This window comes from Streptomyces sp. NPDC056128, from assembly GCF_042263835.1.
Classification (GTDB): Bacteria; Actinomycetota; Actinomycetes; order Streptomycetales; family Streptomycetaceae; genus Streptomyces.
Window position 1 is genome coordinate 122698 of record NZ_JBHJVQ010000005.1, and the last position, 14540, is coordinate 137237.

A 14540-nucleotide genomic window follows, 5' to 3' on the forward strand; every position below is an offset into this window, starting at 1 on the left:
GATCGGGGGGGGAGGGGCTTCAGGTGAAAGGGCTTCAGGTGAAAGGTCTTCAGGCGAAAGGCCGGCGCGTACCGTCCCCGCCGTCGCGCTGGACCATGTCGTCCAGCAGATGCCCGAAGTCCGGATCGGACACGCCGGGCAGTTCCCGCATCGGGGCCGAGGTGAAGCCGACCTTGTGGCCGATCACCGTCGACCCGGCGGCCAGGCGGCGGGCGACGTTGTCCTGCTGGATGGCGTAGGCGTCGGCGGGATCGAGATCGGGCCACGTCGAGGAGGGCGGTTCGACCGGTGTCGTGCGGCGTTCGGCCTCGCGCAGCAGCCGGGTGGCTTCCCCGCGTCGCCGGGCAGCCGACGGCCTCATGCGGTACTCCTTGCCGCCATGTGTGTCGCCGCCTCGTAGACCAGCCGGGCGTGCAGTTCGAACATCGCCACGAGGTCGACGGCGTCACCGTTGATCTCGCGCTGGACGAACAGCCCGTCGGCGCCCGCGACGGCGTAGGTCGTCAGAGCGTGCACGGACCCCTCGTCGAGGTCCGGGACGAGCGTCCGGGCCACCTCGGCGATCTTCGCGCACGCGATGTCGCGGACCTGGAGGAACACCGTCCGGCCGCGGGGTTCGGCGGGGCGCCGCTCCAGCGCGAGCATCAGACCGAGGCGGAGGAAGTCGGGGGCGTCGATCAGTGACTTCGCCACGTTCCCCGCCATGGCGGTGACCCGTTCCAGCGGGCTGCCCGTCTCTTCGCTCGGAAGCTCGAGAGCGGCGAGCCACGTTTCGAAGCTCCGCTCGATGACCGCGGCGATCAAGTCGTCCTTGTCCTTGAAATGCCAGTAGATCGAGCTGGCGGGCAGGCCGCACTTGGCGCTGACGGCCGCGATCGACGTGCCTTCGTACCCCCGCTCGCCCGCGATCTCCACAGTGGCGTCGAGGATGCGCTGCCGTGACTCGACTCCGTTCGCGCGCTTCTTGCGGGTCGTCTGCGGCTTCGTCATGGCAGGTGCCCCTCTTGGTGTGCGCTTCTCGCCGGCTGCTTGACCCTATCCGGCGACGAGCCTACTGTAGCACTCGTTCCAATTGGAGTGAACGATACAGCAAGAGCCGTGTGCATGATCGACAGTGAGGTGGCCTGATGAGCGAGACCAGGGCCGGGGCAGAGACCGAGGACAGCGCCTACGACGTGGCGGTGATCGGTTACGGGCCCACGGGCGTGACCGCGGCGAACCTGCTGGGTGCGATGGGGCTGCGCGTCGTCGTCCTGGAACGGGACGTCGGGATCTTCACGCGCGCACGGGCCATCTCCACCGACGAGGAGGTCGTCCGCATCTGGCAACGGATCGGCCTGGCCGAGCGCCTCAAGCAGGACATGCTGACCGAGCGGCCGGTGGACTTCGTCGACGCCCAGGGCCGTACGTTCCTCAGCGCGGCCCCCACTCCGCGCGGCCACGGCCACCCGCCCCAGATGTTCATCTACCAGCCGGCGCTGGAGCAGGTCCTGCGTGACGGTGTCGACCGCTACCCGAACGTGAAGATCCTCTTGCGCCACGAGTGTCTGCGCCTGCGCCAGGACGCCGACGGGGTGGACCTGACCGTGGTCGGCACGGCCGACGACTCGGTTCACCGGCTGCGCGCCTCCTACGTGATCGCAGCCGACGGCGGCTCCAGCCTCACCCGCGCGCAGCTGAACATCGGGTACGAGGGGCGGACGTACGAGGACCGCTGGATCGTCATCGACACCAAGATGCTCAAGCCCTGGCCCGACCACGACAAGCTGCGCTTCCACTGCGACCCGGCACGCCCGGCCGTCGACTGCCCGACCCCGCTGGACCATCATCGCTACGAGTTCCCTCTGCTGCCCGGAGACGACGAGAAGCATCTGGTCACCGAGGACGCCGTGTACCGGCTGATCTCCCGGTACGGGATCGGCCGCGACAGCATCAAGGTCCTGCGCGCCACCGTCTACAGCCACCACGTCCGCTTCGCCTCACGCTTCCGCGTCGGCCGGGTCTTCCTCGCCGGTGACGCCGCGCACGCCATGCCGCCGTGGATCGGCCAGGGCATGGCCGCCGGCGTGCGGGACGTGGCCAACCTCTGCTGGAAGCTGAACTCCGTCATCCACGGTGAACTGCCCGAAAGCGTCCTCGACAGCTACGAGACCGAACGCAAACCGCACGTCAGAGAGGTCACCAGACGAGCGGTGTTCGTCGGCCGCATGATCACTGAACGCCGACGCCCGGTCGCCCGCGTCCGCAACGGCGCCCTGCGCGCCTTGGACCGCATACCGGGCTTCGGCGACTGGATGCAGGACTCGAACTGGATCCCCGTGGCCCACTACGACGCCGGCCTGCAGGCCCGCCCCCGCACCAAGGCGTCCGGGCGCCAGGTCCCGCAGCCCTGGGTGACCGGGCCCGACGGCGAACGCGTACGGCTGGACGACGCGCTCGGTGGCCGCTGGCTGCTGCTGCATCGCGGGCTGCCCACCACGCAGCCCGCGTGGGAGCGCCTCGGTGTCGAGTCACTGGCCGTTCTGCCGGTGGGCTCGCGTCCGGCCGAGGGCGCGGTCGTCGACAGCGACGGCGTCCTGCTGCCCTGGCTGGCCGAGCAGCGCGTGGCCACCCTTGCCCTGCGCCCCGACGCCTACGTCTACGCCGCCGCCCCCGCCGGTGCCCAACTCCCGCCGCCGCCCGCCGGATTCGCCCCCGCATCACGGGCTGCCACGACCACCACTCAGTGAGGACCCCCATGACCACAGCCGCCGAAATCCCCGCGATGCACGAGCGCCTGCTCGACGTCGACGGCAAGAAGATCTTCGTCGCCGAGGTGGGACAGGGAGCGCCCGTCCTGCTGCTGCACGGCGGCGGTCCCGGCGCTTCCGGCGCCTCCAACTACAGCCGCAACATCGCGGAGCTGGCCAAGGAGTTCCGGGTCATCGTGCCCGACCTGCCCGGCTACGGCCGCAGCAGCAAGGGCATCGACCCCACCGACCCCTTCGGCGCCCTGGCCATCGGGATCCGCGGAGTGCTCGACCAACTCGACCTGGAAAAGGCCCACTTCGTCGGAAACTCCTACGGCGGTGCCTGCGCCCTGCGCCTCGCGCTGGACACCCCCCAGCGGGTCGACCGCATGGTGCTCATGGGCCCCGGCGGCATCGGCACCACCCGCGCGCTGCCCACCCCGGGCCTGAACAGCCTCCTGAACTACTACACGGGGGAAGGGCCCTCACGGCAGAAGCTGGAGAAGTTCATCCGCGACTACCTCGTCTTCAACGCCGCCCACATACCCGACTCGATCATCGACGCGCGCTACCGGGACAGCCTCGACCCCGAGGTCGTCGCCGCCCCGCCGCTCAGGCGCCCGAAGTCGCTGCGCGCGCTGTGGAAGATGGACTTCACCCGCGACAAGCGCCTGAACCGGCTGGCCGTGCCCACCCTGGTGCTGTGGGGCGCCGCGGACAAGGTCAACCGGCCCTCGGGTGGCCGGATGCTGGCCGAGCGCATGCCCGACTGCGACCTGTACGAGGTCGCCAACACGGGACACTGGGTCCAGTGGGAGCGCGCCGACCTGTTCAACCGGCTCTGCGCCGACTTCCTGGCGGGCCGCCGATGAACGCCACACCCTCGGTCTTCGGCTCCGTCCACCTCGGCTACATCGTCATCGAGTCCAACCGCTTCGCCGACTGGCGCCGGTTCGGCACCGACGCCGTCGGCATGCACCACGACGACGTCTCCCGTGACGTGATGCGCTTCCGCCTCGACGAGCACGAGTGCCGCTTCCTGATCCGGCGCGGTCCCGCCGAGGACGTGGTGGCGATCGGCTGGCACGTCGACGACCACGCCTCCTTCGAGCAGATCGAGGCCCGCATCCGGGCCCACGGTGTCCCTGTCGCACGGAGCTCCGACGAGGAGGCGGCCCTGCGCGGCGTGGAACGCATGCTGCGCTTCCCCGGCCCCAAGGGCATCGTGCAGGAGATCTACACCACCCCGGTCCTCTCGCCCGAGCCGCTGCGGATGCTCTCCTCCGGCTGGGTCACCGGCGACTCGGGCATGGGCCATGTCGCGATCACCTCCGCCAAGCCCACCCTGATGCGCGGCTACTACAACACGGTCTTCGACGCCCGCCTGACCGACTACATCGACGAGACGATCAGCGGCGTCAAGCTCAAGATCCGCTTCCTGCGTGTCAACGAACGCCACCACTCCATCGCGATCGCCGCCGTCCGCGGCCTGCCGATCGACCCGATCCGTACCCGCGTCCAGCACCTCAACATCCAGACCGACAGCCTCGATGACCTGGCCCGGAGCTACGAGCGCGTGCACGAACTCGGCTTCGACATGGCCCTGTCGGTGGGCCAGCACACCAACGACAAGGAACTCTCCTACTACGCCCGCACCCCCTCCGGCTTCGAGTGGGAGGTCGGCTGGAACCCCATCGTCATCGACGAAAGCACCTGGGAACCATCCACCCACCAGGGCATCAGCATCTGGGGCCACAGGCCGGTCGGTCAGACGATCGTCGACAAGCTCGACCAGTTCCGGCTCGGCGCGCGATCCTTCCTCCGGCCGGAGAGGACCGTCCCCGCCCTCAGCGGCGCCGGCATCCCCGACGACTGACCTCAGACGGTCACTCCGCCGTCCGGCGGGGTGACCGTACTCGCTCGGGCCCGGCAATCCGGAGGACTGCGGTTCCGCGTGAGTGAGTGACCATCCACCTTGCGAGAGGACCCCGACTCGTGTCCGTCCCGCCTTCCTGGCCCGGTAGTGGGCCTCCGCCAGTCGAGCGGCCCCATGGGCCTGCCGCGAGCGCCGCGCAACGACTGCCTCGCATGCTCGCTGATGCGCGTCGGCGGTTCCTGGTGATCAACGGCGCCGCCTTCCTGCTCACCGCACTGCTTGCCGGCACGGCAGGCGAGCTGTTCGCCACCCGGCCGGCCAGCAGTATGCCTCTGGGCGTCGCGCTCGGCGCTCTGCAGCTGACCGTTCTGCTGCTGACCTCATGGTGGTACGACCGCACGCTCCGCCGCCACGCCGATCCACTCGTCGACTTGATGCGACGTCATGCCGGATCCGTGCACCCGTCACTGCCTCAGCCGGGCCCGGCAGCAGCCACGTCCCGAGGGCTGTACGCACCGCAAGGGAGACGGAGATGACCGAGCTGTCGCTCGCCGCAGGGGTCGCATCGGTCCCGGGCGGCTCCGACGACCGGGCAATGGTGCTGGCCGCCTTCATGGCGTTCGTCGTCCTGTCCCTGCTGCTCTGCGTTCTGGCGGGTCCCGAGGGCGACACCACGGCCGACTTCTACACCGGCAACCGGTCACTGACGCCGGTGCAGAACGCGCTGGCGCTCACCGGGGACTACCTATCGGCCGCCACGCTCCTGGGCGTGTCCGGCCTGGTGGCCGTGGCCGGATACGACGGTATCTCCCTGGCGGTCAGCAGTTGTCTGGCCGTCGGGGTGTTCCTGCTCCTCGCCGGCCCGTTGCGCAATGCCGGCCGCTACACCCTGGGCGACATCCTCGCGCTGCGTTCGCCGGGTTCGTCGTCCCGTATCGCTGCCGCCACGGCCACCTTGGCCGTCTGCCTGCCCTTTCTCGTCCTTCAACTGGCCGGAGCCGGCAGTGCCACGGCGATGCTGCTCGGACTGACCAGTCTGGGGGCCGAGCAGGTGTGCACCGCCTTCGTCGGAGTGCTGATGATCTGCTACACAGTGCTCGGCGGCATGAGAGGGACGAGCCTCGTCCAGATCGTCAAGGTGGCCGTGGTGTTCACCACCATGCTGCTTCTCGCCCTTCTGGCCCTGCGGCACCACGACTTCGACCCGGGAGCCCTGCTGACCGCGGCCGAGGAGGGGAGCGGACTTCACGACCGATACTTCGAACCGGGTCACGCCGTGGGAGACAGCGCGGTCGGCCGTCTCGACTTCCTGAGCCTGCAACTGTCCGTCGTCCTGGGCGGCGCGTGCATGCCGCACGTCCTGATGAGGATCAACTCGGCCGCCGACGGCGCCACCGCACGCCGGGCGACCCGCTACGCCATCGCCATCATGGCGGTCTTCTTCCTCTGCGTTGTCATCGCGGGACTCGGTGCCGCCGGTGTCGTGGGAGGCCAGAAGATCCGTGCCGCCGACAGCAGCGGCCAGATGGCCCTGCTCCTCCTGGCCGGGGAACTGGGGGGCGGAACCTCAGGGCTTGCGGGCAAGGTGCTGTACACCGCTGTCGCGTGCTCCGTCTTCGTCACCGTACTCGCGGTGGTCGCCGGCATCGCACTGAGCGCCGCGGCCGCCCTGGCGCACGACCTGCACGCGCACGCGGCACGCGGGGGCCGTATGCCCGGGCGTCGGGAAGTCCGGTCGGCCAGATGGGCCGTAGGAGTCGTGGGCGGGCTCGGCATCATCCTGGCGGTAGTGGCCCAGGGACGGAACCTTCAGTCCCTGACCTATCTGGCACTCACTCTCGCCGCCTCCGCGGTCCTGCCCGCCTGTCTGTACGGACTGTTCTGGAGCCGGTACAACCGGACCGGGCTGTTGTGGACCGTGTACGGCGGTGTTGTCTGCACCACCGCCCTGTACGTCTGCTCCCTCTCCTTCTCGGGCACACCCGCCTCGCTCCTGCCGGGACACGACTTCCACCTCATCGGGTTGCAGTCGACCGCCGTGATGGCCATTCCCGCGGGATTCCTGCTCGGGTGGGCGGGCAGCGTCGCGGGACAGCGCGCACGGCCCACGCAAGCAACCGGGACGGATCTCCGATGGCGTGAACGGGTACTCATCGGAGCGCGAGAGGAATGACGCCTGCCGCGGCCCGGCAGTTCAGCCGGGCCGCGCCACACGCTGCGGACTCACTCACGGCAACAGAAGAGGCTCACCGCCGTCGGGCCCGGCTCAGGCCGGCTCGGCCGTGATCCTGGCGGCCAGTGCCGGGAACTGCGCCAGCGCGTTGGAGCGTTCGACGGCCAGTCGCTCAGTCGGCGAGAAGGTCTCGTCCAGCTGTGGTGCGGGGTCTCCGGCCGCGAGGAACAGGGCACTGGTGAACGGCCAGTCGGTGGCGAAGAGGATGTGCTCGGTCCCGGCCAGTTCGCGCACGGACTTCATCGCCTGAGGTGCCGGGGACAAAGCGGTGTCGTAGAAGAGCTTGCGGAAGTACGGGCTGCTGTCGTCCAGGCCGGCGGCCCCCACCTGCTGCGCGATCGCCGGGGTCAGTGTCAGCAGACTGGTGCGGTAGGAGACGTAGGGCAGGGTGCCGCCGGCGTGCGCGGCCAGCCACCGGATGCGTGGGTACCGCTGGTAGACGCCCTTGTAGAGCATGTTGACCAGTGCGCGGGTGGTGTCGAACGTGAACTCGTACAGGAACGGCGGCAACCCGAGATCCGGATAGCCCTGCGGGGTCACGGGGTGGATGAACACCATGGCGCCCAGGTCGTCGAGCGCCTTCATCAGCGGCGCGAACACGGGATCGCCCAGGTACTTTCCGCCGTAGCTGCTGAAGAGGCCCACGCCGTCCATCTTCAGGTCCCGCACGGCCCGTCCGGCCTCGGTGACCGCGTGGGAGACGTTTTGCTCGTCGGGGGTGCTGCCCAGGGGCAGGACGGCGAATCCGCCGAAGCGGCCCTTCAGGCGTGCGGACGTGGCATGGACCAGGTCCCGGCTCGTGTAGGTGTTCAGACGCTGTGCCATCGCCACCCGGTCCTTCGCGGAGGACAGGTAGGTGACGCCAGGCTCGGAGACGGAGACCACCTGGGTCTGGATGCCATAGCGGTTCATGAAGTTGACCGCGAGGTTCGGGCTCCATGCGGGGACCGGTACGCCGCCGATCTCGGTGATGCCGTGCGCCGCCAGGGACCGGCGGTAGAAGTCCGGGATCAGGTGGCAGTGCACGTCGATGCGGTCTCGGCCTCGGCGGGCCGGAGCATCCGAGGAGGCACCGCCGATCGCGCTCGCCGGCCCAGCGCCTAGGGCTGCTGCGGTGGCTCCCAGCGGCAACGCCGCCTTGAGCAGCCCGCGCCGCCTCATGCCGCGTGAGTCGACCTGTCCTGTATTAGCCATAGAAATACCTCACCGAAAGAGCGAAAGGGGAAGGTACGTCCGCTGGGGGGTCACGCGGACACCGGGCAGCCGCAGGTGGCCGGCGCAGCGGAAGCGGCACCGACAACTGACATTCTTGTAGTGTTCACTACAGTGGCTGGAATGACCGCTACGGTAAGAGGGGCGGGGGTGGGCGTCAAGAATCGCGGCAGTGGTGAATTCATGGACGTGCGGGCCTGTCGGGTTCGCTACCGCCCACCGATCCGCTGCCCGAGCGCAGCACGCGCGACAGGCCCAGTGCGGCTGTCCGCACGGCCGGCGCCAGTTGGGCGGGGTGGAATCGGCCGAGCGGCACGGCGACGGACAGGGCGGCCACCGCCGTCGGCCCGTCGAAGACGGGCGAGGCGATGCAGCTGACACCGAGGGCGGCCTCCTGCTCCTCGTAGGCGAGCCCGGAGACCCGGATCTGCTCCACGACGGTACGCAACCGCGCCGGATCTGTGACCGAGTGTGGAGTGAGACGCGGCAGGGGCCCGGCCAGCACCTCGTCAGCCAGCTCCGAGGCGGAGAAGGCCAGCAGAGCCTTGCCGACACCCGTGCAGGTCAAGGGAAGCCGTCCCCCGATACGCGAGGGCAGTGTCAGGGTCTGGTGGCCGTGGATCCGCTCGATGTAGACCACGTCGTGCCCCTCCCGGATGCCGAGATGCACGGTCTCGTGAGTGGCCTCGAAGAGATCCTGGAGGAACGGCAGCGCCGCCTCCCGCAGATCGAGCCGGCGCGGCACCAGCGAGCCCAGCTCGAAGAGCTTGCCGCCGAGCCGGTAGGTCTCGCCGGCGCGTTCGAGCAGACCGAGGCGCACCAGGTCGGCGCAGAGGCGGAACGCGGTCGTCTTGGCCAGCCCCGTGCGGGCGGCGATTTCCGTGAGACGGAACGTACCGCCGTCCGGGCGGAAGCAGTCGAGGACGGCAGCCGCCTTGTCGAGCATGTTCCCCTGCGCGCTGTTCCGTGTCATGGAACATATTTTGCCGCCACTCGAACCGCACGCCTATACCTGTCGTGGATCGACGGACGGCCACCGTCGCCTCTCCGACAACCACACCACTCTCCGCCCGGAGGTAACCCGCATGCTCGCTCAGCACCGCCGCACCCGTCCCCGCCAGGGGCGACCGTGAGCGCCCCCAAGCCCGCCGACGCCGTGACCGAGGTGGCGGCCGTCCTGGAGGAGGCCACCCGCACCGGCGTCCCGTGCGCCCCGGTGCGCTCGCTCCTGCCCGAGGCGGACATCGAAAGCGCGTACGCCGTGCAGCGCCTGCACGTGGAGCGCGGGATCACCGCCGGGCGGCGGCCGGCGGGCCGCAAGATCGGCCTGACCTCACCTGCCGTGCAGCGGCAGCTCGGCGTGGACCAACCGGACTTCGGCGTGCTGTTCTCCGACATGGCGGTCCCCGAGGGACAGCCGGTCGCCCCCGGCCGGCTCCTCCAGCCGAAGGTCGAGGCCGAGGTCGCCCTGGTCCTGGCCACGGACCTGCCGCATCGCGACCCGACCGTCGCCGACCTGCTGCGCGCCACGGCGTTCGCGCTGCCCGCGCTGGAGATCGTCGACAGCCGCATCGCCGGCTGGGACATCACCATCGTCGACACCGTCGCCGACAACGCCTCCTGCGGCCTGTACGTCCTCGGTGGAACCCCCGTCCCCCTGGACCGCGTCGACCTGCGGGCCGTGACGATGACCCTCACCAAGAACGGGGCGACGGTCTCCGAGGGCACCGGCGCCGACTGCCTGGGCAGCCCCCTCACCGCCGCCCTCTGGCTCGCCTCCACCCTCGCCGGTCTCGGCGACCCGCTGCGGGCCGGCGACACCGTCCTGACCGGTGCGCTCGGCCCGATGGCCGTCGCCGCCGAGGGCGACGAGTTCACCGCGCACATCGAAGGGCTCGGCACGGTCACGACCACGTTCGCGTCCGCCGCCACGGAAGGAGCCGGAGCATGAGCACGAAGGTCGCCGTCATCGGGTCGGGCAACATCGGCACCGACCTGATGATCAAAGTTCTGCGGCTCTCCGACTCCCTGGAGATCGCCGCGATGGCCGGGATCGACCCCGACTCCGACGGCCTGGCCCGCGCCCGCCGCCTGAAGGTCGCCACCACCCACGAGGGCGTCGACGGCCTGGTGAAGCTGGACGAGTTCGCGGACGTCGAGATCGTCTTCGACGCCACCTCGGCCGGTGCGCACCGCCGCCACGACGAGGTGCTGCGCTCGCTGGGGCGCAGGGTGGTGGATCTGACGCCCGCCGCGCTCGGCCCGTACGTCGTCCCGCCGGTCAACGGCGACGACCACCTGGGCGCAGCGAACGTCAACATGGTCACCTGCGGCGGCCAGGCCACCATTCCGATCGTGGCCGCCGTCGCGGCCGTGGCACCCGTCCACTACGGCGAGATCGTCGCCTCGATCTCCTCCCGCTCGGCCGGCCCCGGCACCCGCGCAAACATAGACGAGTTCACCGAGACGACCTCCTCGGCCATCGAGAAGGTGGGTGGCGCCGCACGGGGCAAGGCGATCATCGTCCTGAACCCGGCCGAACCGCCGCTGATCATGCGCGACACCGTGTACTGCCTGGTCGGCGAGTGCGACGACGCCGCGGTGACCGAGTCGGTGGAGGACATGGTCGCCCGCGTCCAGGCGTACGTGCCCGGATACCGCCTCAAGCAGAAGGTCCAGTTCGAGCGCGTCGCCGACGACGACCCCCTGCGCTCGCTGCTGCCCGCCGGCACGCGGTCCACCGACGCCGCGAAGGTCTCGGTCTTCCTGGAGGTCGAGGGCGCCGCCCACTACCTGCCCGCCTACGCCGGCAACCTCGACATCATGACCTCGGCCGCCCTGCGCACCGCCGAACGCATGGCCGCCGCGCAGCCCTTCACGGAGGTGGTCTCCCGATGACCGCGAACCAGCCCCCCGCCCTGTATGTGCAGGACGTGACCCTGCGGGACGGCATGCACGCCGTACGCCACCGCTACACCGTCGACCAGGCCCGCACCATCGCCGCCGCACTGGACGACGCCGGAGTCGCCGCGATCGAGATCGCCCACGGCGACGGCCTGTCCGGCTCCAGCATCACCTACGGCGTCGGTGCCCATACCGACTGGGAGTGGATCGAAGCCGTCTGCGACATCGTCCACCACGCGGTGCCCACCACGCTGCTCCTGCCCGGCATCGGCACCCTGCACGACCTGCGGCAAGCGAACGCCCTCGGCATCCGCTCGGTCCGCGTCGCCACCCACTGCACCGAGGCCGACATCTCCGCCCAGCACATCGCGGCCGCCCGCGACCTGGGCATGGACGTGGCCGGGTTCCTGATGATGTCCCACATGGCCGACCCTGCCGAACTGGCCCGCCAGGCCAAGCTGATGGAGTCCTACGGAGCGGGGTGCGTCTACGTCACCGACTCCGGCGGCCGCCTCACCATGGACGGCGTCCGCGACCGCGTCCGCGCCTACCGCGACGTCCTCGACCCGGACACCGGCATCGGCATCCACGCCCACCACAACCTCGGCCTGGGTGTCGCCAACTCCGTCGTCGCCGTCGAGAACGGCGTCACCCGCGTCGACGCCTCCCTCGCCGGCCAGGGCGCCGGAGCCGGAAACTGCCCGCTGGAGGCGTTCGTCGCGGTCGCCGACCTGATGGGCTGGGAGCACGGCTGCGACCTGTTCCCCCTGATGGACGCCGCCGACGACGTCGTACGTCCCCTGCAGGACCGCGAGGTCCGCGTCGACCGCGAGACCCTCACCCTCGGCTACGCGGGCGTGTACTCCAGCTTCCTGCGCCACGCCGAGGCCGCCGCTCGCCGCCACGGCCTCGACACCCGCGCGATCCTCGTCGAGGTCGGCCGGCGCAAGATGGTCGGCGGCCAGGAAGACATGATCACGGACATCGCCCTCGACCTCGCGTCGGCCGACTCCGTCGGCTGACCGAAAGCAGCGGACAACGCGCCCGCAGGAGCGGGGGCCTGCCCGGGACCGGACCCGCTGGGTGCGAGGCCAACGCCCGGTCGTCCATTTCCAGTCCACGACTGCGGCAGAGGCTTGAGCACAGCCGATGCCGCCGGTACGGCACGGCGAGCGCTACTCCGATTCACTCCTGCGGCCGTCTCTCCGAGGCCCGATGCCCACACCGTGGTGGGCCGGCGCTGTCGTCGCCAGTACACGCGTGCCACGGCCGCTTGACTGCCCGGCCGCTGAACCAGCCCACGCAAAGGAAGAATCATGAAACCGCACCCTGATGGCAGCCTCGGACACCGGCCTGATCCCGGCGATGACTTCGCGTCCGTCCGCCCGCCGCGCCGGAGGATGCGCCGCAGGGCCGTCGTCTTCGCCACCTGTCTGTTCACGGTCGGGGCGACGGCCGTCATCGTCGACCGTGTCGCGGCGAGTCGCGTGGAGAGCCGTACAGCCGCGGCATTCCAGAAGGGGATGGGTACTCCAGAGCGCCCCTCGGTCGATGTCCGAGGTTTCCCCGTCCTGCCGCAGCTGGCCTCCGGCACCCTGCGACACGTGGACATCACCGCCGAGGACATCCCGGCCCGCGGCAACAGCCGACCGCTGCCGGTGACCAGGCTCACCGTAGGACTGGACGAGTTGCGGACCTCCGGCGATGCCGATCAGGCCCAGGCACAGGCCGTGGACGCGACGGCGTTCTTGTCGTACGAGGACTTGTCGGACGCACTCGGCCTTGAGATCGAAGGAGACAGCGAGCCCGGCAGGGTCAGGGCACAGACCGTCCTGCCGTTCAGCGGAGACGTTACCGTGAGCACCGCTGTCGCAGCCGCCTCCGCCAATCGCATCGCCTTCACCGACTTCAGCGTCACGCAGGGGCAACTGCCGGCTGCGGGACAGGCTCTGCTCACGAAGCTGTTTGCTGAGCCCATTCAGTTGCGCAACATTCCCGAGGGGCTGCACCTGCGATCGGTCACCGTCGCGCCGAGCGGACTCAATGCGCACTTCACGGGTGACACAGTGACCTTCCGGCCGGACACCGCCGCTGCGTGATGAGGTGATTTCCATGTCCGTGTGAGGGCGTGCCAGGGCTGCTTATCCCGGCAAAGGATCGCATCGGGCGGCATTCTCCCTGGCCTATTCCACGGCTGGGGCGTTTGATGGTCCTTCCTTTGGGATCTCACGCCGGACGCACTCATGTGATGTGGGGATGGATCGTGGAGCGCTGCAGCGAGTGCGGGCGGCGGGGTGGTGTGTCCCCTGCAGCCGAGTCGACCGATGCAATCGTTTTGGAACTGGATCGGGCGGACCCAGGAGGAGATCGAGCAGGCGCGCCGGGAGTGGATGGAAGGTCGCGATTCGGGGAGGTCAAGGGGTACGAGGGCGCTCCGCTGCCCGCCCCGGAGCTGCCCGCTGTACCGCTGAAGCCACGCGGGAGGCGCCGTTGACCTGCGGGGGTGCCTGTGTTCGGGCGACGGGCGTGTGCAGTGGGGCTGAGACCTGGCTGGAGTGCTCAAGGAGTTCCATCGCGCTTGTAGCCGTTCCACAGTCGGCCGCCGGCCTGCCTGAGCACCTCGTCCACGACAGAGATGAGGGGCTCCGGCCTCCCGCTCAGTGCTTCCCGTAGGCCGGTGTCGAGGCGGGTAACGAGCCCTGGCGCGGCAGTCTCCAGGCGGCGCGCCAACCACTTCCCACCGCCGCTCCACGATCCGTTAACGGCCAGTGCCAGCTCGCCGGTGCGCCGGACCAGTTCGGTCGCGATGAAAAGGCGTTCGTTCGGTTCGGTACTGGCTGTGAGGTCGTCGAGGAGGTCGGTGATCGCATAACGCCGGTCGTCGATCTCCTCAGCCGGCACCGGGGGCGGGCCGGCGGTAACGAACTTCTGAGCCGCGGCGGCGATGCGCGCTCCCAGTCCGTCGGCGTCGAAGAGGAGCAGCCCGTCGGCGCACATCCACAGCAGCGGTGAATGGCGACTGGGTAGTTCGCGTTCGACATAGGAGTGCCACGTTGCTTCGGTGTGCACGAACATCTCCACCGGCCAGCCGGCGTACTCGAAGCTCACCCGGTACGGGGCGGGGGCTCCGTGGAGCAGTACCACGATGTCGAGATCCGACGTCGCCGTGCGACGGCCCGTCACGACGCTGCCGCCCAGGAACGCGGCCTGCGCATCAGGGTGATGTTCCTCTACGACACTACGAGCAGCCTCGATCGCATCCATGCGGCAATCATCTCCCATCGGTATTTCCCCGGACGACGTGCCGTGCTCGCTGGTCGCACGCACGGTCTGCAGGTAGTGACAGGCCGACCAGGCGCATGGCCCCGAAACCGAGTCTGTGGACGGTCTTTCCGGCGATCTCGATCGTCCCGGACACGTAGTTGGCGCGGTTCTTCAGAGGCTGGTCCTCGACCATGTGCCCTCCTTGTCATGCTTGCCGTGGCCATCGGCGATACGCCCGAGGCCACTGCCGCCGCGCCCACCGTGACGGCGTGCGTCGCGAGCCAGGTCCTGCGCATGGTCGTACTCCTCGCGTCGAGGGAGC

15 protein-coding genes and 1 pseudogene are annotated in these 14540 nt (G+C 69.7%); 10 read left to right on the forward strand and 6 right to left on the reverse strand.

Annotation, left to right across the window (positions count from 1 at the left end; translation table 11 throughout):
• Nucleotides 1-49: 49 nt before the first annotated feature.
• Both ACFC1X_RS13595 and ACFC1X_RS13600 read right to left on the reverse strand, forming a co-directional pair.
• Nucleotides 50-361, reverse strand: a complete 312-nt coding sequence (locus ACFC1X_RS13595; protein ID WP_376352465.1) for a hypothetical protein — start codon at nucleotides 359-361, stop codon at nucleotides 50-52.
• Nucleotides 358-990, reverse strand: coding sequence for a TetR/AcrR family transcriptional regulator (locus tag ACFC1X_RS13600; RefSeq protein WP_376352468.1), 633 nt, complete (start codon nucleotides 988-990; stop codon nucleotides 358-360). The genes ACFC1X_RS13595 and ACFC1X_RS13600 overlap by 4 nt, the downstream gene beginning before the upstream one ends.
• Before the next feature lie 137 nt (nucleotides 991-1127).
• Here ACFC1X_RS13600 and ACFC1X_RS13605 point away from each other — a divergent pair, with 137 nt between their 5' ends.
• The 5 genes from ACFC1X_RS13605 (at nucleotide 1128) to ACFC1X_RS13625 (ending at nucleotide 6778) form a co-directional block, all read left to right on the forward strand.
• Nucleotides 1128-2729, forward strand: a complete 1602-nt coding sequence (locus ACFC1X_RS13605; RefSeq protein ID WP_376352471.1) for a bifunctional 3-(3-hydroxy-phenyl)propionate/3-hydroxycinnamic acid hydroxylase — start codon at nucleotides 1128-1130, stop codon at nucleotides 2727-2729.
• Between the two features lie 8 nt (nucleotides 2730-2737).
• Nucleotides 2738-3601, forward strand: a complete 864-nt coding sequence (locus ACFC1X_RS13610; protein WP_376352474.1) for an alpha/beta fold hydrolase — start codon at nucleotides 2738-2740, stop codon at nucleotides 3599-3601.
• Nucleotides 3598-4605, forward strand: a complete 1008-nt coding sequence (locus ACFC1X_RS13615; protein ID WP_376352478.1) for a VOC family protein — start codon at nucleotides 3598-3600, stop codon at nucleotides 4603-4605. The genes ACFC1X_RS13610 and ACFC1X_RS13615 overlap by 4 nt, the downstream gene beginning before the upstream one ends.
• 212 nt (nucleotides 4606-4817) lie before the next feature.
• Nucleotides 4818-5141 (forward strand): hypothetical protein, encoded by a 324-nt coding sequence (locus ACFC1X_RS13620; protein WP_376352481.1) that lies wholly within the window; start codon nucleotides 4818-4820, stop codon nucleotides 5139-5141.
• The gene (locus ACFC1X_RS13625) at nucleotides 5138-6778 is read left to right on the forward strand and encodes a cation acetate symporter (protein ID WP_376352484.1); all 1641 of its coding nucleotides are present in this window, start codon (nucleotides 5138-5140) and stop codon (nucleotides 6776-6778) included. Before ACFC1X_RS13620 ends, ACFC1X_RS13625 begins: the two co-directional genes overlap by 4 nt.
• A 93-nt stretch (nucleotides 6779-6871) precedes the next feature.
• Here ACFC1X_RS13625 and ACFC1X_RS13630 read toward each other — a convergent pair whose 3' ends face one another.
• Nucleotides 6872-8032 (reverse strand): amidohydrolase family protein, encoded by a 1161-nt coding sequence (locus ACFC1X_RS13630; protein ID WP_376352487.1) that lies wholly within the window; start codon nucleotides 8030-8032, stop codon nucleotides 6872-6874.
• A gap of 199 nt (nucleotides 8033-8231) precedes the next feature.
• On the reverse strand, nucleotides 8232-8996 hold the full coding sequence (locus ACFC1X_RS13635) for an IclR family transcriptional regulator (protein WP_376353053.1): 765 nt from the start codon (nucleotides 8994-8996) through the stop codon (nucleotides 8232-8234).
• Between the two features lie 183 nt (nucleotides 8997-9179).
• On the opposite strand from ACFC1X_RS13635, the gene ACFC1X_RS13640 reads away from it, so the two are divergent.
• From ACFC1X_RS13640 to ACFC1X_RS13660, 5 genes and pseudogenes are all read left to right on the forward strand, one after another.
• Complete coding sequence (locus ACFC1X_RS13640; RefSeq protein ID WP_376352490.1) at nucleotides 9180-10001, forward strand: 2-keto-4-pentenoate hydratase; 822 nt, start codon at nucleotides 9180-9182, stop codon at nucleotides 9999-10001.
• Complete coding sequence (locus ACFC1X_RS13645; protein WP_376352493.1) at nucleotides 9998-10948, forward strand: acetaldehyde dehydrogenase (acetylating); 951 nt, start codon at nucleotides 9998-10000, stop codon at nucleotides 10946-10948. Before ACFC1X_RS13640 ends, ACFC1X_RS13645 begins: the two co-directional genes overlap by 4 nt.
• Nucleotides 10945-11976 (forward strand): 4-hydroxy-2-oxovalerate aldolase, encoded by a 1032-nt coding sequence (gene dmpG, locus ACFC1X_RS13650; RefSeq protein WP_376352496.1) that lies wholly within the window; start codon nucleotides 10945-10947, stop codon nucleotides 11974-11976. Before ACFC1X_RS13645 ends, dmpG begins: the two co-directional genes overlap by 4 nt.
• A gap of 294 nt (nucleotides 11977-12270) precedes the next feature.
• Entirely contained in the window at nucleotides 12271-13053 is a 783-nt protein-coding gene (locus tag ACFC1X_RS13655) for a DUF2993 domain-containing protein (RefSeq protein WP_376352499.1), read from the forward strand.
• A gap of 231 nt (nucleotides 13054-13284) precedes the next feature.
• Nucleotides 13285-13448 (forward strand): annotated as a pseudogene (locus ACFC1X_RS13660) (pirin family protein); the annotation flags it as partial.
• 65 nt (nucleotides 13449-13513) lie between these two features.
• Here ACFC1X_RS13660 and ACFC1X_RS13665 read toward each other — a convergent pair.
• Nucleotides 13514-14218 carry a nucleotidyltransferase domain-containing protein gene (locus tag ACFC1X_RS13665; RefSeq protein ID WP_376352502.1) on the reverse strand — a complete coding sequence of 235 codons (705 nt, stop codon included), beginning with the start codon at nucleotides 14216-14218 and terminating at the stop codon, nucleotides 13514-13516.
• A 7-nt stretch (nucleotides 14219-14225) separates the two neighbouring features.
• The gene (locus ACFC1X_RS13670; RefSeq protein WP_376352505.1) at nucleotides 14226-14411 is read right to left on the reverse strand and encodes a hypothetical protein; all 186 of its coding nucleotides are present in this window, start codon (nucleotides 14409-14411) and stop codon (nucleotides 14226-14228) included.
• Nucleotides 14412-14540: the final 129 nt, after the last annotated feature.

Coding starts and splice junctions, on each gene's coding strand:
- ACFC1X_RS13625 (WP_376352484.1), top strand. CDS start 5,138: ATGACCGAGCTGTCGCTCGCCGCAGGGGTCGCATCGGTCCCGGGCGGC.
- ACFC1X_RS13630 (WP_376352487.1), bottom strand. CDS start 8,032: ATGGCTAATACAGGACAGGTCGACTCACGCGGCATGAGGCGGCGCGGG.
- ACFC1X_RS13620 (WP_376352481.1), top strand. CDS start 4,818: ATGCTCGCTGATGCGCGTCGGCGGTTCCTGGTGATCAACGGCGCCGCC.
- dmpG (WP_376352496.1), top strand. CDS start 10,945: ATGACCGCGAACCAGCCCCCCGCCCTGTATGTGCAGGACGTGACCCTG.
- ACFC1X_RS13645 (WP_376352493.1), top strand. CDS start 9,998: ATGAGCACGAAGGTCGCCGTCATCGGGTCGGGCAACATCGGCACCGAC.
- ACFC1X_RS13665 (WP_376352502.1), bottom strand. CDS start 14,218: ATGGATGCGATCGAGGCTGCTCGTAGTGTCGTAGAGGAACATCACCCT.
- ACFC1X_RS13595 (WP_376352465.1), bottom strand. CDS start 361: ATGAGGCCGTCGGCTGCCCGGCGACGCGGGGAAGCCACCCGGCTGCTG.
- ACFC1X_RS13615 (WP_376352478.1), top strand. CDS start 3,598: ATGAACGCCACACCCTCGGTCTTCGGCTCCGTCCACCTCGGCTACATC.
- ACFC1X_RS13600 (WP_376352468.1), bottom strand. CDS start 990: ATGACGAAGCCGCAGACGACCCGCAAGAAGCGCGCGAACGGAGTCGAG.
- ACFC1X_RS13635 (WP_376353053.1), bottom strand. CDS start 8,996: ATGCTCGACAAGGCGGCTGCCGTCCTCGACTGCTTCCGCCCGGACGGC.
- ACFC1X_RS13670 (WP_376352505.1), bottom strand. CDS start 14,411: ATGGTCGAGGACCAGCCTCTGAAGAACCGCGCCAACTACGTGTCCGGG.
- ACFC1X_RS13610 (WP_376352474.1), top strand. CDS start 2,738: ATGACCACAGCCGCCGAAATCCCCGCGATGCACGAGCGCCTGCTCGAC.
- ACFC1X_RS13605 (WP_376352471.1), top strand. CDS start 1,128: ATGAGCGAGACCAGGGCCGGGGCAGAGACCGAGGACAGCGCCTACGAC.
- ACFC1X_RS13655 (WP_376352499.1), top strand. CDS start 12,271: ATGAAACCGCACCCTGATGGCAGCCTCGGACACCGGCCTGATCCCGGC.